The organism is Sphingomonas sp. P4_G2 (genome assembly GCF_056401155.1).
In genome coordinates this window covers 186,218-206,255 of sequence record NZ_JBFUJY010000001.1, presented here as the reverse complement: position 1 = coordinate 206,255, position 20,038 = coordinate 186,218, and the positions used below count along the sequence as shown (strand labels likewise).

Genomic DNA, 20,038 nt, shown 5'->3' with positions numbered 1-20,038 from the left:
TTTGCATCGACGACCGGAGCCGCTGGCGCCTTCGCTCTCCAGACTTTGACCGCTACCAAGGATCGACGATTCATGTTGCTGCACCGCAAAAGCAACGCAGCGACTTTGAGCGGGAGGCGCATGTTCTACGCCAGCCTGCCGCACGCTGGAGATTGCCACGCCTGAGGAACCCGATCGGAGATCCACCGTGCATCAGGACCTGTCCTTCGGTACGTCCCGACCGCCCGCGGACACCGGCCTCGACGCTTTCGTCCTGATCCTCGCCATGCACCGCATCGCAGCAGACCCGTCCGAGCTGCGCCACAGCCTCGGCCATGCCAATCCAGTCACGACCTCCGATCTGCTACGCTTGGCAAAGCGTATCGAAGGCGTGCGCGCCCGCGCGACGACCGGCGATTTCGAACGATTGAGGCGCCTTCCCATGCCGGTGATGGCGAGTGGCGCCGAGGGTTGGTTCGTGATCGGCCGCGTCGGCGAGGATGCCGTGGCGATCCAGCGTCCCGGCGCCGCGATCGAACGCTGGGACCGCGCCGTGCTGGAGACCCGATGGACGGGCACGCTGCTCCTCGTCGCCACCCGCGATTCCGCGCAGGTTGCCGCGGCCGCCTTCGACATGACCTGGTTCATCCCCCAGATCGTCAAATACCGAAAGCTGATCGGCGAAGTCCTGCTGATCACCCTCGCGCTCAACCTGCTCGGTCTCGCCGCGCCGCTCTTCTTCCAGAACGTTGTCGACAAGGTGCTGGCGCACAACAGCCTGGCTACGCTGCAGGTGCTCAGTATCGGGCTAGTGCTGGTCTCACTCTGGGAAGTCGCGTTCGGCTGGCTGCGCACTCGACTCTATTCGGAGACCAGCCAGAAGCTCGACGTCGAGCTGGGCAGCCGCCTCTTCCGCCACCTGCTCCGCCTGCCGCTCGCCTATTTCGAGAATCGCCGCGTCGGCGACACCGTTACTCGCGTCCGCGAGCTGGAGACGGTGCGCGAATTCATGACCAGCGCGTCGCTCACCGTGCTGGTCGATCCGCTGTTCACGATCGTCTTCCTCGTCGCGATGTTCCTCTACTCGCCGCTCCTGTTCGTCATCGTCGCGCTCACCCTCCCCGCTTATGTGGTCGTCTCGATCGCCGTCACCGGGCCCTTGCGCCGGCGGCTCGACGAGAAGTTCGCGCGCGGCGCCGCCAACAACGCACTGCTGGTCGAGAGCGTCTCGGGCATGCAGACGCTCAAGGCAGCCGCGGTCGAGCCGCAATGGCAGAACCGCTGGGAACGCCAACTCGCCGCCTACAGCGCCGCCAACCAGCGGGTGATCAACCTCGGCAATTCGGGCAGCCAGGCGGTCCAGCTCATCTCCAAGCTCAGCCTCGCCGCGATTCTGTTCTTCGGCGCGCAGCAAGTGATCGCCGGTGCGCTGACGATCGGCGGGCTGGTCGCGTTCAACATGTTCGCCCAGCGCGTCTCCGGCCCGGTCATCCGCATGGCGCAGCTCTGGCAGGACTTCCAGCAGGTCCGCCTCTCTGTCCAGCGAATGGGCGACATCCTCAACACCGGCGCGGAGCCCGGCGCCGGATCGCGCACCGCTTTACCCGCGCTCGCCGGTCATGTCCGCTTCGAGAATGTCCGCTTCCGCTATGCCGCCGACGGCCCCTGGACATTGGACGACATCAGCCTCGACCTGCCCGCCGGCGTCACGCTCGGCATCGCCGGCGCCTCGGGCTCGGGCAAGTCGACGCTCACCAAGCTGCTCCAGCGCCTGTATCTGCCCGCGAGCGGCCGCGTGCTGGTCGACGGCGTCGATGTCGCGCAGATCGATCCCGCCTGGTTGCGCCGCCAGATCGGGGTGGTGCTGCAGGAGAATATCCTGTTCAACCGCTCGATCCGCGAGAATATCGCGCTCGCCGATCCTGCCATGCCGATCGAGCGAGTGATGACCGCCGCCCGCCTCGCCGGCGCGCACGACTTCATCCTGGCGCTGCCGCGGGGCTATGACACGATCGTCGAGGAGCGCGGCGTCAACTTCTCGGGCGGGCAGCGCCAGCGTCTCGCCATCGCCCGTGCGCTGATCACCAATCCGCGCATCCTGATCCTCGACGAGGCGACTTCGGCGCTCGATGCCGAGAGCGAGGAGATCGTCCAGCGCAATCTCAAGGCGATCGCCGCCGGCCGCACCGTGCTGATCATCGCGCATCGCCTCTCCGCGATCCGCCAATGCGACAATATCCTGACGCTCGACAAGGGGCGCATCGTCGAGAGCGGCACGCATGACGAGCTGCTCCGTCTCGGCGGCCGCTATGCCTCGCTCCACCATCGCCAGATCGGCGTTCAGTCAGGGGCCGCGGCATGAACGCGCTCACCCATCACTGGACTGCCGTTCGCGACGCGCTCGACAATGAGCGCGCGCGGTCGCGCCGGGTTCTGCGCACCGAAGAGGCCGACTTCCTTCCCGCCGCGCTCGAAGTGATCGAACGCCCCGTGTCGCCGACCGCACGGGTCACGGCCTGGCTATTGCTCGGCCTGCTCGCGGTCGCGCTGCTCTGGCTGGTCCTTGGCCAGGTCGACGTCGTCGCCTCGGCGCCGGGCAAGCTGGTCCCCGCCGACGACGTCAAGCTGATCCAGCCCGGCGCGGCCGGGATCGTCCACGCCATATTGGTCCGCGACGGCCAGAGCGTCCGCGCCGGCCAGCCTCTGGTCGAGCTCGATCCCACCGTTTCAGATGCCGACACGGCGCAAGCCAGCAAGGCGCTGGAAACCGCCATGCTCGACGCCGCGCGGCTGCGCGCTGTGTTGTCCGCGCTCGACGGCCAAGGTCTGCGATTCACCCCGCCCGCCGGGACCACGCCCGAAGTCGCCGCCACCCAGCTCTCGCTCGCCCGCGCCCAGCTTGCCGAGATCCAGGCGGCCGGCCGAACGCGCGCCGCCGACACTCAGGTCGCCCAGGCCGCCCGTACCGAGGCGCAGATCGAAGCGGCCAAGCTCACCGAGACCCTCCCGCTGCTCGACGAGCAGATTGCCGCCAACGAGAAGCTGCTCGAAAAGGGCTATGTCTCGAAGCTGCGCGTGATCGAGATGCGCCGCCAGCGCCTCAGCGCCGCGCGCGACCGCGACGCCGCCCTCGCCACCGCACGCAAGGCGGAGGCGCAGATCGCGGTGACAGGCGGCAATTCGAGCCAGTCCACCGCGGAGGCGCGCGCCCGCGTCCTCGCCGATCTCGCCAAGGCCGAGAGCGACGCGCGGCTGCGCAGGGAGGAACTGACCAAGGCCACCAAACGCAGCAGCCTCCAACGCCTGGTCAGCCCGGTCGACGGCACGGTCACGCAACTGGCCGTCCACACCGTCGGCGGCGTGGTCGAGGCGGCCAAGCCGATCATGGTGATCGTGCCCGCGCGCGGGGCGCTGGTCGCCGAAGTGGCGATCGCCAACAAGGATGTCGGCTTCGTCGGTCCCGGCCAACCGGTCGCGCTCAAGATCGAGGCCTTTCCTTTCACGCGCTATGGCGCCGTGCAGGGCAGGCTCGAGCAGATCAGCTCGGACGCGATACAGGACGATAAACGCGGACTGATCTACACCGCGCGGGTGACGCTGGACCGTGCGACGATCCAGCGGGACGGTGCTACAGTCGCCCTTACCCCCGGCATGGCGGTCACCGCCGATATCCGCACCGGCCGTCGTTCGCTCGTCTCCTATCTGCTGAGCCCGATCGACGAGATCCGCAAGACGGCCGCGCGGGAGCACTAACGCCGGCTCTCTCAGAGCAAATGCCCACTCGTTGGGAGACGGACCGCTAACGCGCGCAATGCCGCCGTCGAGAGACAAGTTCGCTTCAGACTGGCAGCACCTCCCGAAATGTTGGCGCACTTGCATCGCGAAGACGACGAGCGCGGATCGGGCGCGCCGTCGAGCGCGGCCGCACGCCATCGACAGCATCTACCTTAGCGGCGGCGCGCCGTAAAAGTCGGGAGCGCGGTCGAGCCGCACATCGATTCGGTCGAGGATAAACCCGGGATCCATCGCGAAGACTCTGAGCCGATGTTTACCTTTTGCAAGCTGACTGATCCCGACGGTTCGAACGGCAGTGTTTGTGAGAACGTTCTGCTTCCATTCGTCGCTGCGGCCGGAAGTTTTGTAATCGAGCAGTTGGACCGGCCGGTCATCGAGTTGCACCGCAAGTCGCAGGTTATCCTCGGAGGTGAGTGGGTGAACCGGAACGGTGACGATCTTCAATTGGGCATCGGACGTACCGTCGATCTCAAAGCTGTAGGTCAACGGCGGCGCTGCACTCACGTCGTTACGTGACGGCAGGTCGAGCTTGGACCGCAGAGCTCCGTCACGTGAGCCGAGGCCGGGCACCTTCTCCCAGTCCGGACTGTCGGCGATCGCGGCGGTGAGCGACACAATGTGGTCGATTTCGACCGGCGCGTCCGAGGCTGTAGTTGCGACTTGCGTCACATCGACCCGAAGTGGCTTGCCGCCGCAGGTGATGGTGCCGCCGTCGATGGCGCCGCTGCCATCATACCTGACTCGCACCCGCTGCTCGAACCCGTTGGCGGCATCGAGCCGACCTTCGCTAGCCGAGAGCGCGAGGCCTTTCTGGCCGCTCGCCAACCAGTCGGCGGCGCTACCGCGGGTATAGACCGTCAGCACATGCATGGCCGGACGGCCGGTGACGAAGGTCAACTCCGACGCATCAACCACGCAGCCCGGCCGATCGGGGGTTGTCACGTGCGGATAGAGCGGCTCCTCGAATACCGGCAGATTGCGCGGCGCCATGTTCATGATCCCGCGCCACTTGCCGTGATTGAGCCCGTTGTAGGTCGCGGTATCGGCGACGATTTGGTCATGAGCATCTTTTGCGCGATCCGAATAGATGTTGACGCTGGCGCGGCCTTCGCGCGCGTAGAGCGCGGCGAGGTCGAGCAGCAGGTTGCGCTCGTTGAGGCTTGCCGCCGCACGCACAGGGTAGAGCACGAGTTCGAAAAAAGCGTCTCGGCGATCGGCGGGAAGGCGGTTCGCCACCGCCGCGGCGCGGGCGCTGATCTCCCGATACCGGTCGATGCGGTTATGCGCTTCGCCGCCGCCGGTGCGGATGTAGTCGCTTGTCCGGTTGGGCGTTATCGGCTCGACCTGGCCGAACCCCATGAACTCGGGTCGCCGCTCGAACGCTAGGTCGTAATATTCCGTCAGGACCGCCGCAATCTCGCTGGCTTCCGCCTCGCCAAACTGCCTCGCCGCCCAGCCGGTGAGGTAGGCCTGCGGAGTCTGCGCGGCCAATTTGTGATCGAAGGCGAGAGCGAGGAAATATTGAAGCAGAATCTCGCCCGGCTTGATGTCGCCGACATTGACGACCCACAACCTTCGGTCGTCCATGCGCCAGGCCCGGTCGAGCTGCTCGCGGATCAGCGCGGGATGCGTGGTCCCGAGCCACAGATAATCGTGCGGCCGCCCCCAATAGGAAATGTGATAATAGAGGCCGGAACCACCGCCGCGCCGGCGCTCCGCTGCGTTCGAGAGCTGGCTGATGTAGCCGTAATTGTCGTCCGGCCAGACCAGCGTCACATCGTCGGGCACTTTTAAGCCCGTGTTGTAGATGTCGAGCACTTCCTTGTACGGAATGAATATCTGCGGCACCGCGTCCGCCGGCCGGCCCAAGACGCTCGAGAGCAGTCCGCGCTGGATCGCTATCGCCTGGCCGGTCGCGACGAGCGCGTCCTCCGGCGTCTTCGCGCCCTCCAGTGCCGAGTCACTCCTGCCGCGCAGGCCGATGGTGTAGACATTCTCGAAGTCCTTCACCTGTTCCACGCGCTGACGCCAGTAACCGACCATCGCCGCGCGGTTGGTGAAGAAGTTGAACGGCCCGTTCTTGTCGTCCCATTCGCGCACGTTGTTGCGAAGCATCGGCTCGTCGTGCGCGCTGCCGTCGACGATCGCATAATCGTGCGCGGCCTCGGCATTGCCCGGGATTTGGTAGAATGGCTTGGTCGACGGATGCATCGCGGGCCAGATGGTGTTGGCCTTCAATCGCCACAGCAGTTCGAAAATCCGCGCGTAGGTCTTGGGGCCTATATTGCCCGTTTCGGGCTCATAGGTGTTGGCGGCCCAGGGCTCGAGCCCCCAGTCCTCGTCGTTGAGGAAGATACCGCGATATTTGACCGAAGGCGGATCCGAAAGCCGGCGATCGCCGTCGACCGTGAGCCGCCCGACCCGGCGCGGCGTGACGTCTGCCCACCACTCCCAGGCCGAAACACCGAGCTCCTGGGTCAGGTCGACAATGCCCCAGATCGTGCCGCGCGTATCCGACCCGACAATCAGGAGATAACGCGTCCCAGGGTCGCGCTTCGAGCGCACCAGAATACGCTCATACCGCTCCCATTGCCCCCTCAGCGGGCTAAGATCGACGCCAGCCTCGCTGGCAATTCCGCGCACCAGATCGGAATCATAGCGGCCGAGAACAACGCAGAGCCGGTGACATGCGGAAATATCGGAGGACACGACGGGCGTCTGCCCGGTGAGTGCCGTAAGATCATGCGTCAGCATATTTCCGGCCAACGTCATCGTACGATCATTATCGCGGATGATCGTCGGTACGTTGCGGCCGTCGTAAAGAACCGTCTCTCTAGCGATTGCGCTCAAAGGATGGATGGCGGCGGCCACGGCAAGAACAGCCCACGCGCCGATCACTTGTCGTCTCATTCCAGTTCCTCGTCTCGGGCCATATCGCGCCGATCTGTTCTGAGGGCAGCACGCTCTTTTTTTGAAGCTGATGCCTTTATCGACAAGGAACCGCCAGCGAATGCGGCTTCCGGGCCACGCTTGCACCACACCGAAATGACAAAAAAAGAGCCCGCCTCGAAGAGGCGGGCTCAGTGGAATCCTCCAGGGGTGGAGGGAAGGTCAGAAGTTGAGAGTGACTCCGACGGCGACCTGGCGGCCGAGCGAGTCGTAGCGCGCCGACAGCGTGTTGCTGCGCGACAGGCCGTAATTGTAGGAATTCGGCAGAATCGGCGGGGTCCGGTCGAACAGGTTGTTCGCCGAGATACGGAACGAATACGCCTTGTTGACCCGGAAGCTGAGCGCCAGATCGATATAGTCGTACGCCGGGATCCGATAGAAGGTCGTGCGCACACCCTCCGGCGTCCAGCCGAGCGCCGGATCGCCCGAGTTCGTCACGTTGGTGAGCGGCCCCAAATGGCGCCAGTTCACCGAAGCGCTGAAGAACTTGTCATTGGTCGTATAGGTCGCCCGCAGTTCATGCGACCATTTGGGGATCAGCTGACCGCAGCCGCCGCCATAATAGCCCGCGCAATTATACTTCGGCAGGATCGGCGAATCCTGACCGCCGGCCAGCGTGGTCAACGAACCGGTAAAGTCGAAGTCCAGCCGCCCCGCGCCGCCCAGCGACAGCGCATATTGGCCCTGGAAATCCCAGCCGTGCGACTTGCTCTTGTAATAGTTGGTCGTACCGCCGCGCAGGAAGCCGGTCGCCGGATTGGTCGACGGGGTGCTGTAGAGCGTGCCGTCGGCGTTGCGCACGAACATCTTGCAGAAGAAGTCGCTGCCGGTAGCAAGGCAGCCGTTCGAGAAATAGTCATAGTCGTTGTAGCCGATCGAGTCGTTGAGATTGATCACGAAGCGATCGACCGACACGGTCAGGCCCGGCAGGAAGCGCGGCTTCAGCACAACGCCGAGGGTCTTGGTATAAGCCGTTTCCGGATTCACCGTGAAGCCGCCGCGCCGCACGGTGCAGCCGACATCGGTCGGGCACAGCAAGGTGGGGCTGCCGTACAGATTGGCGGGCAGGCCGGTGGCGGCGCAGACCGCTTGCGACGCCTGGGGAGCACCATAGATCGGAATCTGCTGACCGGTATTGGGATCCGTCGTGGTCCCGATCGGGGTCGGCCCGCAAATGTCGTTATAAGCGGTCGTGATGCGGTCGTAGCTGATGTTGCTGCCCTGGAACGCCTCGACCACGGTCGGCGCGCGTTGCGCGCGGTTGATCGACCCCCGGAAGGTGATGTCCGGGATCGGCGCCCACAAGGCTTCCGCCTTCCACGTCGAGAAGGTGTTCGGGTTGCTGCTATATTTCGAGAGGCGGAACGCGCCGTTCACCTGCAAGAGATCGGCGAACGGCTTGTGCTGCGCGATCGGGGCCTGGAGCTCGACCATCCCTTCCCAGACATGCTGGGAGAGATTCTGGTCGCTACCGCCCATATTGGCGCGCCACAGCGCGTCGGCGGTGCTCTCCAGCTCGTCCTTACGATATTCGGCGCTGAACGCGATGGCCACGCCTTGCTCGGCCCAAGGAGCCTTGATGCCATAGGTACCCAGGTCGCCCTGCACCGTCGCGACGACGTTGTAGAGGCGGTTCACCGTGCTCTGGGTGCCGTAGCTGCCATTCACCAGATAGTTGAACACGCCGATATTGTTGACCGGCGAGAGCGAGCTGAACGGATCGAGCGGGAGACACCCGTCCGCCGTTCCCGACGCGCAGGTCGGCACGCCATTGACGTTGACGACGTTGAGCGCGTTGTTGACCCGGTCGATCGACGGGAAGGACCAGCTATAGTCCTGCTGGTTGCGCGCATAGACACCGCCGACATCGTAGCTCCACCCCTGGGCGATCTGGCCACGGATACCGCCGGTGAGGCGCAGCCCCTCGTTCATGTAGCGGTCGTCGAGATCCGGCACACCGGCAAAGCGGTAGCGAAGCTCGACCGGTACCATCGCGCTGGTTCCGGCCTGCGCGCCGCAGATCACCTGCGACTGCGAGGCGGAGAGATAGGGGTTGTTGCAATTGACCTGATAGGGCGTCGAGCCGAAGGCGGTGTAGCTGTAGACCCGCGCCGGGAAGCCGTTGACCGACTTGTCGCGGAACCACATCGCGCTGGTATAGATTTCCGCGGCGTCGGAGATCTTGAACGAGGCGAAGCCGCCCGCATTCCAGCGTTCGTTGGCGCGCTGGAAGGAATAATCGGAATAGGGGTTGGCGGCCACGGCAGTCGAATACGGAATGAACGTACGCGTGCCGTTCGGATTGTTCACATAGGCGTTGCCGGCGTTGGGCCCGCTCAGCGGCGACACATAGCCGTTATAGGTGTAGGTCGAGGTCGAGCAGGTCAGCGGGCCGTCCTTGACGGCCTCGACCAGCTGGCAGCCCGAAGTCTCGCGCGCGTCATAGGGAACGAGGTTGGCCTTGCGGTAATTGACATAGCCCGAGATGTGGAAGCGATCGTTGAACAGCTTGGTGCCTGCGGTCAGCGACAAATCGGCGCGACCGCCGTCGTTGGTGAAACCGCGGGCCGGTTGGGCGAAGCCGTATTGGCTGGCAACCTGCGAGATCAGGCCAGGCTTGTTCTGATGCGCGTATAAATTGTAATTCGCGTTGAGCTGGATGCCCGTGAAGTCGTCCTTCATGATGAAATTGACGACGCCGGCAACCGCGTCCGAGCCATAGACCGCCGAGGCGCCGCCGGTCAGGACGTCGACGCGCTCAATCAGCGCGGTCGGGATCATGTTGAGGTCGACGCCGTTCATCGTCCCGGCGCGCTTGCCGTCGATCAGCGTGAGCGTACGCTCGAAGCCCAGGTTGCGCAGCTTGACGCGCTGGCGGCCGTCCGAATCCTGATAATTCTGCTGGCTGTCCGGCGCGACCTGCGGAAGGCGGTTCAGCACTTCCTCGATATTGACCGCGGCCTGGGCGCGAATCGCATCGGAGGTGACCGACGTGACCGGCGCAGCGGCGCTGGTATTGGGACGCGTGATACGGCTGCCGGTGACGATGATGTCGACATTGTTGGTCGGCGCGGTTTCGGGGGCCGGCGGATTGGCCGCCTCCTGTGCCATCGCAGGCACGGCGAACAGGCCGGCGGCGCAAGTGGTGCTCAATAACAGCTTGTGCAAACGCATGACTAAATCCCTCTTGTTTTTCGATCCCTGACAATCACTTCGTTCCACCGGGCCCTTTGGGCTCTCGGCGGCTTGGACTTACGAGCCCCCTGCTTGGCTGTTCATTGCAAAGGCTAGGCCGGGCCGCAGCGCAGCGGTGCTCGCCCGGCGGTCGAACTTCAAGGCCACGCCATTGGCGGCGGAATCGAGATTCAAGGTCGCGACGATGACGGCTGGCCGCGCCGGCGCCGGCTGCACGACAGCCGCTGAGGCTCCGGCAAGTCCGAAGTCAAATGCGCCGCGGCGAGACGTCCCCATCGCTATCAATCCCAGATCCTTCGCGACCTGCCAGAGGCTCAAAACGCCCCAATCGTCCCCGGAAACTCTTTCCGTGTGCAACAGAATTTCTCATATATAAAAATTCAATTCAATACCAAAAATTACTTTGGTTTATCATTTTCGCACCACTTGCATACCAACTCGCCGCTTCCGGTCGCACGGAAACGCCGCCGCGCCGCGCGCAGGGCCGTCAGTCGGGCAATTATTCAAAGGGTTGGAAGCCGGTGATGGCGTCGGCTTGGGAAGCGTTCGGCGCTATGGACGCGCGACAAATCCGCCTATGCCCGCGATCGCGAGCTTCGCCGCCGGCACAGCCGCTTCAGCAAAGGTCAACCGCAGATAGCGAGTGCGGCGCCTTCTTGCGAAGGCGATTCGCTGTGTGGACAGCGCATAAGCGATATTGGCGAATTCGCCCGCCGCCGCTGGTTCCCAATTGGTATTATCCAGGCTCGTTTCGGCGATATAGCCTTTGGGTGGCGCTGCGTCGGTCATCACCTGACGCGAGGGAGTGAGGCTGAATCCAGCGAGGTTGGTATCCGCACCCAGATCGATCGTCACCTGCGCGGGCGCATCAGGCGTCGGGCGCGCCTGAACCCAGATCGTCGCCACATCATTATCGAGCAGTCTCTCCGCACCGGGCGCGCTGGCGGACACGACCTTCCATTTGGTCACGTCGAGCACATTGGGGTCGCTCGAGACGATCGCCGGCACGGGCACCGGCGCGACCGCACGGAACAACGCGAACTCGCTGATCGCCGGACAGACCGGCGCATCCAGCACGCGCAGCCGCACGCGGCGCGGCGCGATCGGCGCGTCGAGCCGGATCACGCGCTGTGCCGAGATGCAGTCATGCTCGGCAAGCGTGCGCCAGGCGCCATCGATCTCCGCATCGACCGCGAAGCGCGTCACCCGCACGCCGAGCGGCAGATACTCACGCAGGCGAATCACATCGAAGCGCGTCCCCGGCTTGAGATCGAGCGTCAGCGTCGGACCGACCACGCCGTCGGGGCTTGCCCAATAGGTCTCGCGATCGCCGTCGAGCACGCGCGCCGGCTCGAAGCCGGGGCCACGGCTGTGGCTGGCATGCGCGACCGCATCCCGCGCCAGATCGCGGGCAAAGGTGGCGCGGATCGCGTCGCCAAACGACTTGAGGATCCGCACGTCCTGGTCGGGAATCCGCCCACGGCGATCGGGCGGGATGTTGAGGTTCAGATTGGTCCCACGCCCCACCGATTCGTCGTGGAGCCGGATCAGCCGTTCGGGGCTTTTGACCTTGGAATCCTCGTCGGCATGATAGAACCAGCCCGGGCGGATCGACACGTCGGTTTCCGCGGGCCACCAGATTGCGCCACCGCGGACCCCCGCATTGCCGTTCTTCTGGTCATAGGGCTCGTTGGGCATGGTCGGCCAGCAGGGGTCGCCGGCAACGCCGTCCTCATTGCCGACCCAACGGATGTCGGCACCCAGCGGGTCGAAGGTGCAGGCATCGGGCTGGAGCTTGTGGACCAAGGCGACGATCGACGGCCAATCGTAATAGCGCGGCGCATCGATCTTCCGCGCCTCGCGCGCGCCGCCATAATAACCGTCGCCGCCATTGGCGCCGTCGAACCACACTTCGAACAATGCGCCGTAGCGGGTGCATAATTCGGTCAGCTGGGCGCGATAATAATCGACATAAGCGGGGCGGCCATAATCGGCGTGGTTGCGGTCCCAGGGCGAGAGATAGACACCGAACGGCAGTTTCGCGCGGCGGCAGGCGTCCGCCATCTCGCGCACGATGTCGCCCTGGCCGGCCTTGTACGGGCTGTTGCGGATGCAATGCTCGGTCAGCCTGGTCGGCCACAGGCAGAAGCCGTCATGATGCTTGGCGGTGAGGATCAGCCCCGTGAGCCCACCCGTTTTGGCGGCGGCAACGATCTGGTCGGCATCGAAGTCGCTGGGGTTGAAGATCTTGGGGTCCTCGTCGCCATAACCCCATTCCTTGTCGGTGAAGGTGTTGATCGAGAAATGGACGAAGGCATATTGCTCGCGGCCATGCCAGCGCCACTGCCGCGGGCTGGGCACCGCGCCGAACGGCTTGGGCGCAGCCGAACGCGCGGCTGCCATTGCCGGAAGTGCGGGCACGGCGCCGGCCGCCAGACCAGTGGCGATCAGGCTGCGCCGGGAAAGCTCGGTCATGCGGATTCTCTCAGCGGGAGTATAACGATGGCGGCCGGTCGGCGAGCGCGGGAAGGCTGATGGCGAAGGTGCGATGGTCGATCATTTCGGCAATGCCTGTGCTTCCCCGCCGAGCGTGAAATCGACCCATTGGCCAGGCGCCATGCCTGGCTGGCCGCCGCCCACCCAGAGGCGATAGGGGCCCGGGAGGACGCGACGCGTGCCGTCGCGCGCAACCGTGCTGATGCTGCGCGAATCGAGCGTGAAGCGCAGCGTCTGGGTCTTGCCGGGAGCCAGCGGCACGCGGCGGAAAGCGACTAACTGGCGCTGCAGCACGGGCGCTGTGAACGTCGTGCCTTTTTCGGCCGGCGGCACGAGATAGGCCTGCACGACTTCCTCGCCTGCCCGCGCACCGCTATTGCGTACGGTGACGCGCACATCGACCGGCGCGGCGGTACCGATCGCCTTCGCCATCACCCCGGCATAGTCGAAGCGGGTGTAGCTCAAGCCATAGCCGAAACCCCAGAGCGGCGTACCGGTGAAGAAGCGATAAGTGCGCTCCTTCATCCCGTAATCGACGAATGCGGGCAGGTCCGACGTCGACCGGTAGAAAGTCACGGGCAGGCGTCCCGAGGGGTTGTTCAGCCCCGCCAGCGTCTCGGCCAGCGCCGTTCCGCCCGCTTCGCCCGGATACCATGATGCGAGGATCGCATCGGCCATGCCTGGATCCACCGAGACTGCGCTGCCGCTGGCCAGCACCAGCACCACCGGCTTGCCGGTATCGCGAAGCGACTGGAGCAGCCGCTGCTGCGCCAGCGGCAAGGCGATATCGGTCCGATCGCCGCCGACAAAGCCGGGCACGCTCACCGGCAGCGCTTCGCCTTCGAGATCGGGCGAGAGTCCGAGCACCGCCACCACCACGTCCGAATCGCGGGCGGCCGCCACCGCCTGGGCGAGCAAGGGCTCGGCCGGCGGGACCCATAGCAGCCTGATCCCCTCATCCTCGCCGTGATGGTCGAGTTCGAGCCGGAAATCGTGGTGGCGTCCGTCGCTGACGAACGGAAGCTCGACGCGCCCCTTGCCGAGCGGCCCCTGGTGGAGCGGCTTGCCGTCGATCCACAGCCGCACCGCGTCGTGCGTCTTGCAATCCTTCCAGCACGCCGGAATATCAATCGCCAGCGTGTAGCGGCCCGGGCCCGGCGGCACGAGCACCCCCGTCCAGCGCACCGCGAAGCCCCGAGGGTCGAGCCCGGCAAGCGGCGCGGCGCGCGTATAGTTGAAGTCGATCCGCCGATCCTGCCGCACCGCGACCGGTGTGCCGGCCACGGTCGCGCTCGCGAAATATTCAGCCTTCAGCCCGGGCTTGCCGTCTGTCGTGAACGCGGTCTCGGGTACCAGCACGGGCGCGCCATCGACCAGTGTCGAGCCTTGGGCATAACGCACATTGGTCGCGCCGAACTGGCGACGGATGCCCTCCAGCGGCGTGACGGGATCGACGGCAGTGCCATGGTAATTGGCTTCGAGGATGTTCAGATCGTCGGCATCGGCGCCGATCACGGCGACGCGACTGCCCGGCGCGAGCGGCAGCCGTCCGGCGTCGTTCTTGAGCAGCACGATCGCCTTGCGCGCCGCCTCCAGCGCCAGCGCGCGATGCGCCGGCGCGCCGACCGCGTCGGGAGCAATCCGGTTCCAAGGGCTGGCGGCGCCAAAGACGATGCCGAGCGCCTGCCGCGCCGAGAGCGCGCGGACGAGTGCGGTGTCGATCTCGGCCTCGCTCACCAGCCCGCGCTTCACCGCCTGCGGCAAGGCGGCATAGGCCGATCCGCAATTGAGATCGGTGCCGCCCTTGATCGCCGCGGCGGCGGCCGCCGCCGTGTCGAGCCGGTAATGGTGATACAGAGAGATGTTTGCGACGGCATCGCAGTCGGAAACGGTAAAGCCGGTAAAACCCCAATCGCGGCGCAGGCGGTCGATCATCAGCGACGGCAGCGCGCAGGCGGGAACGCCATGGATCGCGTTGTACGCGCACATCAGCGACCGCGCCTTGCCCTCCGTCACCGCCAGCCGGAAAGCGGGGAGATAGGTCGATTCCAGGTCCTGCGGACTGGGATCGACGTCGAAGCCGTCGCGCCCCGCCTCGGGGCCGCTATGCACCACGAAATGCTTGGGCGTGGCGATCACCTTGGGGTGGGCGGGGTCGGGACCCTGCAAGCCCTGGATGAAGGCTACGCCGAGATGCCCGGTCAGATACGGGTCCTCGCCATAGGTTTCCTGGCCGCGGCCCCAGCGCGGATCGCGGAAGATATTGATATTGGGCGACCAGATCGTCAGCCCTTCATAGATCCGCCGATCGGCCCCGATCGGGCGCGCATTGAACTTGGCGCGCGCCTCGGTCGCGACCACATCGCCGACGCGCCGCATCAGGTCGGTATCCCAGGTTGCGGCCAACCCGATCGCCTGGGGAAAGACGGTGGCATCGCCGTCGCGGGCCAGCCCGTGCAGCCCTTCGTTCCACCAGTCATAAGCGGGAAGCCCGGCCTCGGGATCGGCGGGGGCCGTATTCTGGAGTTGCGCCGCCTTCTCCTCGACGGTCATCGTATCGACCGCCTTGGCCACGGCGTCGGGATCGGGCCCGAACAAGGCGAGCAGGATCAGCGGAATGCTCATTGCGGCCCCAATGTGCGCAAAGTGAGGGCCTTGCGGAGCGCCGCACCGGATGCGTCGGATACCACGTCGATTGTCACGCTCTCGCCGGGGAGCAGGTCGAACCCATCATCGCTCGGCTGCGCGGCGAGGTCGCCGAAATCGAGCATCACCGCGCGGGCAAGCGCGCCCGCGGTTATCGTCACGCGCTTGCCGTCCCAGCGCGCAGTGAGCGCGGGCGCCGGATAGGTCATGTCCTTGGGCAGCGCGCGTTCGACGATCGTGCGCGAGACGGCGCGTCCGTCGACCAGCAACTCGGCGACGGCGAAGCTCGCTTTGGGATCGGTGCCCGCGAACAGATCGGCATCGGCGATACTCGCCGCTTCCTGCGCGCCCAACGGCGCGAGCGTCACTTTGGCGCTCTTCGTGCCGATCGGCTTACCGGCCATGTCGAACGCCCGGATGCGCCATTCGGCCGCGATCGGGGCGGTCGCGTCGGAGACGAGTGCGATGCGTGTGGCGTCGTCCTTATGCTCGGCGACGATCGCCTGCGGCGCGAAGAAGCGCCGCGCCGCATATTGGAGCAGCTTCCACTGCCCATTATAGTCGATGCTCGACCACGAGATTGCCGGCCATGTGTCGTTGAGCTGCCAATAGAGCGAGCCCAGGGTCACCGGACGGCACGCGCGGTGGTGCCGGGCCGCCATCTCGATCGCCTGGGCTTGGTTGACCTGAGTGAGATAGACCAAATCGGCGAAATCGCGGGGCTTGCGCAGCCGCTGGTCGAGATAGAGTTGAAGGCGACTATTGCCCTCGCCGGCCAGGAACTTCTGATGCGCCTTGAGCACCGGGCTGTCGATCGCGAGCGGCCCCTTGCCCGCGAAGCCGCGGATCGTCGACAGGTCCGGCATCGCCTGAAAACCATATTCGGACATGAAGCGCGGACAGGAATCGAGATAGCGCTCGACCGGTTTGGAGCCCGACCACACGTCCCAGAAATGCCGGTCACCATCCTTGCCGGTGTCGATGGGCCCTTCATAATCGGTAGAGGGCGAGCCCGGCCAATAGGGCGTGCCCGGTGCTCGGGTCAGCACGGCGTCGCGCAACACGCGGTCGAACAGCACCGCCATGCCCGTACCGATCCGCTCCTGTTCGTCGGCGCCGACGCGCTTCTTGAAGTCCTTGCGGTCGGACCAATTCTCCCAGCCCGCCAGGATCTCGTTGCCGCCCGACCAGCCGACCAAAGCGGGATGCGGCTGGAGCCGCTCGACCTGCTCCTCGGCCTCGACCCGCACATTGTCGCGGAACGCCGCATCGGGCGGCGTCACCGCTCCGCCGAACATGAAGTCCTGCCAGATCATCAGGCCCATCTCGTCGGCGAGCGTATAGAAAGCATCGTCCAGATAATAACCGCCGCCCCAGACCCGGATCATGTTCATATTGGCGTCGCGCGCGCTTTGCAGGATTTGGCGCATCTGCGCGTCGGATACGCGCGTGGGGAAGCTGTCGAACGGAACGAGATTGGCACCCTTGGCGAAGATCGGCACGCCGTTGATCCGGAAGCCGAAGCTACCGTCCTTGCGGATCAGCTCGGTGGTGCGCAGCCCGATCCGCTGGACCACACGGTCGCTGGCCCCGCCGCCAGTGTCGAGCAGCGCCTCGACCGAATAGAGCGGCTGCGCGCCATAGCCGACCGGCCACCAGCGCTGCGGCTTCTCGATCGCGATCGGCGCGCTCACCCAATTGTCGCCGGCAATCAGGCTGGCGGCGCGGCTGACCTCGATGGCCCTGCCGTCCGGCCCGGTCACCCGCGCCCGCACCGTCACGTTCGCTGGGCCATCGGCCGTGATCCGCCAGCGCGCGACCAGCCGCGCCTCATTGTCGTTGATCGCTTCCTGGTCCACGCGGAAGCCGTCGATCCGCGCCTCGTCCCACGCCTCGAGCCGCACCGGCCGCCATAGGCCAATGGCGACCAGCCGTGGCGCCCAGTCCCAGCTGTACTGATATTTGGGCTTGCGGATGTAAGGCGAGGTCTGCTTGCCCTTGGGCTCGTCGCCGAACGCGGAATCATATTCGCCCGGCAGCGGATTGGGCGTGGCCAGCACCATCGGCTGGAGCGTCCGGATCGGCGAGGCGATGGCGACGATCAGCTCGTTGCGCCCCGGCTTCAGCGCCGCTTTGGCATCGACCCGCCAGCGCCGATGCGCATTGTCGGCGGTCAGCAATTGCTTGCCGTTCACGGTCACCGTCGCGAACGTGTCGAGCCCGTCGAACACCAGATCGACACGCCCGCGCGCCAGCATCGCTGGCGTCACGTCGATCACCCGGCGAAACTGCCAGTTCGTCAGCCCTGCCCATTGGATCGGTGCCTCATTGATCCCCTTGAAAGGATCCGGGACCCGACCGGCGGCGATCAGGTCCTGCTGGACGCTGCCCGGCACGTGCGCGGGAAACCATCGCGCCTCTTTAGGGTGCGCCTTCGCCGCCTGGTCGGTGGGATCGATCCTTACTTCCCACGCCCCGTCGAGCGATACCGTCTCGCGCGGCGCCGCCCAGGCGGATACGCTGACGAGGAGCGCCGGCAGCAACAGCGCGAGCCTACCCCACCTCATTTCGTCGTCTCCCGGAGTATCGCGCGTTCGACCGCATAATAGGGGCCGGACAGCGGCGCGGTGAACTGGAAGCAGAGATCCTCGTCACCCGCCATCGCCGGCAGAGCGCCCGAGACGCTGAACCGCGCGGGCGCCGCCGCCGGGTCGGGCAGCGGGAATGTGGCGACCACGATCGGCGCGATTGCCTTGTCCTTGGCTGCGGCGATGCAGCGCGCGACGATCACCAATTCGCCATAAGTGGTGATATTATAATGGTCGCGCAGCGCCTTGGCCTCGTGCGCGAGCCCATAGTGCCGTGGCAGCCGGGCAACGTCGACGGTGAAGCTCCTGGCCAGATCGAGCGGTGCCGCCGGATAGGCGCTGCACGTGTCGAACAAATTGACGTTGAACGCGGGCGCGTTGTCGGTCGCCTCCGAGGTCAGCGGCACACGCAGGCCGAAGGCGCCGTGCGGACAGGCAACCAGCTCGGAGCTGGTCCGCGTGAGCAGCGCCGTCCGGCCAGTGTCGAAGCTACGCGGCCGAGCGGTCGCCTGGCCGGCGGCGTCGAACGCCGCGGCGCGGATCGTCACGCCGGGCTTGAGCTCCAGCGGCGTCTTGTAGACGGACGATGTCGCGCCGGGCGCCTTGCCGTCGAGCGTATAGCGGATCGTGCCGTAAGGCGCCTGGGTCGCGAGCGCGACGCGCACCCGGTTCGCGCGCAATGCCGCGCCGCGCGTGCCCTCGAGCCGGAATCCCACCGCAAAGGCGCTGTCGGCGACCTCCACGCCCGAGCGCCGCCAGCGCTGGATCTGGGGATCGAGCCGCGCGAGGAAATCAGGGAAATCGCGCTTCCCCTTCGCCGACCAGGTGATCTCGGCAAGCGCCGCGGCGCGAGGGAAGAGCATGTGCTGCACCTGATAAGGCGTGACGAGGAATTCGCTCCACGCATTGGCCTGTGCACCGAGCACATGTTTCGCCTTGTCGGCATCAATCCCCACGGGCATCGGCTCATATTTATAAACATCGGCGAGCGTCTGGATCGAAAGCCGCCCCGGCGGTTCGTCGGCGCGATCGCTCTGCAGGCTGTCGAAATACAAGGTCGGCGCGGGGCTCAGCACCACGTCGTGATTCTGGTTGGCGGCGTCGACCGCGCCCTTCTCGCCGCGCCACGACATCACCGAGGCCGATGGCGGCAGCCCGCCCTCGAGAATCTCGTCCCAGCCGATCAGGCGCCGACCTTTGGCGGCTAGGTAACTGCCGAATTCGTCGATCAGCCAGCTCTGCAGCTGATCCTCGTCCTTCAGCCCGAGTGCCTTGATTTGGGCCTGGACTTGCGGGGACCGCTGCCACTGATCCTTGATCGCCTCGTCGCCGCCGAGATGGATGTACGTACCTGGGAACACCGCGATCAGCTCGTCGAGCACCTGCTTGACGAAGGCGACGCCCTCGGGACCGGGGTTGAGCAGATAGGGATTGACCCCCCAGTCGTGGGAGACACTGGGCCGGTCGCCGAACACGCCGAACTCGGGATAGGCCGCGACCAGCGCCTGGGCATGTCCGGGCAGGTCGATTTCGGGGACGATGGTGATGCCGCGCTCGGCGGCATAGGCGACCAACGCCTTCAATTGGTCCTGGGTGTAGAAGCCGCCCACCTTGGCGCCAGGCGAACCACCGGCCGAAGGGGGCGTGCGCCACGCGCCCAGCTCGGTGAGCTTGGGATAGCGTTTCACTTCGAAGCGCCAGCCCTGGTCGTCGGTCAGATGCAGGTGCAGCGTGTTGAGCTTCACCGACGCCATCTGGTCCACCACCACGTAGATCGCCTCGATCGGCTGATAGTGGCGGGCAACGTCGAGCATTAGCCCGCGCCAGCCGAAGCGGGGCGCATCTTCGACCGCCACCGCCGGCACCTTGACCGGCGCGCCGAAGCGGCGATCGGGGCTCAGCAGCTGGGCGACGGTCATCGCGCCGTAGAGCAATCCGCGGTCACCCGAGGCGCTGATGCGGATGCCCCGCGCGTCGACCACGAGCCGATAGGCTTCGTCGCCGCGGATCGAAGCGTCGCGCGCAAGCGTGATCGTGCCTGCGCCTTCTCGCGGAGCCAGCATTAGACCGCGCTCGATCCTCACATGCGCCGCCAGCACGCGCGCCGCGGCCTTGGCGCCACTGTCATCCGGTGCGGTACCGATCGTCGCATCGTCCGACACGGTGAAGCTGCCCGTGCCGCGCACCACGGACTGGGGAAGAGGTGTCAACGGGAGCGGATCGGATGCCTGTGCGAAAGCCGCGGAACTGCAGAACGCTATCGCCCAAGTCAGATTCCGCAGCCGCATCCCGGCAATCCGCATCTTCATCCTCCGCCGGCCGGCGCGGCCGCCGAACGTGTAACCAATATAGATCCTATGGCACAATAGGAGACTGTTACCGCTCCCACT

General features: G+C 65.8%; 8 protein-coding genes. 2 read left to right on the top strand and 6 right to left on the bottom strand.

Annotated elements, in window-relative coordinates; translation table 11 throughout:
* Positions 1 to 187 precede the first annotated feature (187 nt).
* Together AC1DRD_RS00895 and AC1DRD_RS00890 are read left to right on the top strand one after the other, a co-directional pair.
* Positions 188 to 2,341, top strand: coding sequence for a type I secretion system permease/ATPase (locus tag AC1DRD_RS00895; protein ID WP_478039624.1), 2,154 nt, complete (start codon positions 188 to 190; stop codon positions 2,339 to 2,341).
* Positions 2,338 to 3,732, top strand: a complete 1,395-nt coding sequence (locus AC1DRD_RS00890; RefSeq protein WP_478039622.1) for an HlyD family type I secretion periplasmic adaptor subunit — start codon at positions 2,338 to 2,340, stop codon at positions 3,730 to 3,732. Before AC1DRD_RS00895 ends, AC1DRD_RS00890 begins: the two co-directional genes overlap by 4 nt.
* A gap of 189 nt (positions 3,733 to 3,921) precedes the next feature.
* Here the strand turns inward: AC1DRD_RS00890 and AC1DRD_RS00885 are convergent, their stop codons facing one another.
* The 6 genes from AC1DRD_RS00885 to AC1DRD_RS00860 form a co-directional block, all read right to left on the bottom strand.
* Complete coding sequence (locus AC1DRD_RS00885; RefSeq protein WP_478039620.1) at positions 3,922 to 6,546, bottom strand: glycosyl hydrolase 115 family protein; 2,625 nt, start codon at positions 6,544 to 6,546, stop codon at positions 3,922 to 3,924.
* A 339-nt stretch (positions 6,547 to 6,885) separates the two neighbouring features.
* Positions 6,886 to 9,897 carry a TonB-dependent receptor domain-containing protein gene (locus tag AC1DRD_RS00880; RefSeq protein ID WP_478039618.1) on the bottom strand — a complete coding sequence of 1,004 codons (3,012 nt, stop codon included), beginning with the start codon at positions 9,895 to 9,897 and terminating at the stop codon, positions 6,886 to 6,888.
* 573 nt (positions 9,898 to 10,470) lie between these two features.
* Positions 10,471 to 12,393, bottom strand: coding sequence for an alpha-L-fucosidase (locus AC1DRD_RS00875; RefSeq protein ID WP_478039616.1), 1,923 nt, complete (start codon positions 12,391 to 12,393; stop codon positions 10,471 to 10,473).
* 81 nt (positions 12,394 to 12,474) lie between these two features.
* Positions 12,475 to 15,039, bottom strand: a complete 2,565-nt coding sequence (locus AC1DRD_RS00870) for a glycoside hydrolase family 3 C-terminal domain-containing protein (RefSeq protein ID WP_478039615.1) — start codon at positions 15,037 to 15,039, stop codon at positions 12,475 to 12,477.
* Entirely contained in the window at positions 15,036 to 17,627 is a 2,592-nt protein-coding gene (locus tag AC1DRD_RS00865; protein WP_478039613.1) for a beta-mannosidase, read from the bottom strand. Before AC1DRD_RS00865 ends, AC1DRD_RS00870 begins: the two co-directional genes overlap by 4 nt.
* Positions 17,624 to 19,936, bottom strand: a complete 2,313-nt coding sequence (locus tag AC1DRD_RS00860; protein ID WP_478040597.1) for a beta-N-acetylhexosaminidase — start codon at positions 19,934 to 19,936, stop codon at positions 17,624 to 17,626. The genes AC1DRD_RS00865 and AC1DRD_RS00860 overlap by 4 nt, the downstream gene beginning before the upstream one ends.
* Positions 19,937 to 20,038 lie beyond the last annotated feature (102 nt).

What these genes read in the sequence shown, in the direction of transcription:
- AC1DRD_RS00890 (WP_478039622.1), top strand. Translation starts at nt 2,338, where the DNA reads ATGAACGCGCTCACCCATCACTGGACTGCCGTTCGCGACGCGCTCGAC.
- AC1DRD_RS00885 (WP_478039620.1), bottom strand. Translation starts at nt 6,546, where the DNA reads ATGACGTTGGCCGGAAATATGCTGACGCATGATCTTACGGCACTCACC.
- AC1DRD_RS00880 (WP_478039618.1), bottom strand. Translation starts at nt 9,897, where the DNA reads ATGCGTTTGCACAAGCTGTTATTGAGCACCACTTGCGCCGCCGGCCTG.
- AC1DRD_RS00875 (WP_478039616.1), bottom strand. Translation starts at nt 12,393, where the DNA reads ATGACCGAGCTTTCCCGGCGCAGCCTGATCGCCACTGGTCTGGCGGCC.
- AC1DRD_RS00870 (WP_478039615.1), bottom strand. Translation starts at nt 15,039, where the DNA reads ATGAGCATTCCGCTGATCCTGCTCGCCTTGTTCGGGCCCGATCCCGAC.
- AC1DRD_RS00865 (WP_478039613.1), bottom strand. Translation starts at nt 17,627, where the DNA reads ATGAGGTGGGGTAGGCTCGCGCTGTTGCTGCCGGCGCTCCTCGTCAGC.
- AC1DRD_RS00860 (WP_478040597.1), bottom strand. Translation starts at nt 19,936, where the DNA reads ATGCGGCTGCGGAATCTGACTTGGGCGATAGCGTTCTGCAGTTCCGCG.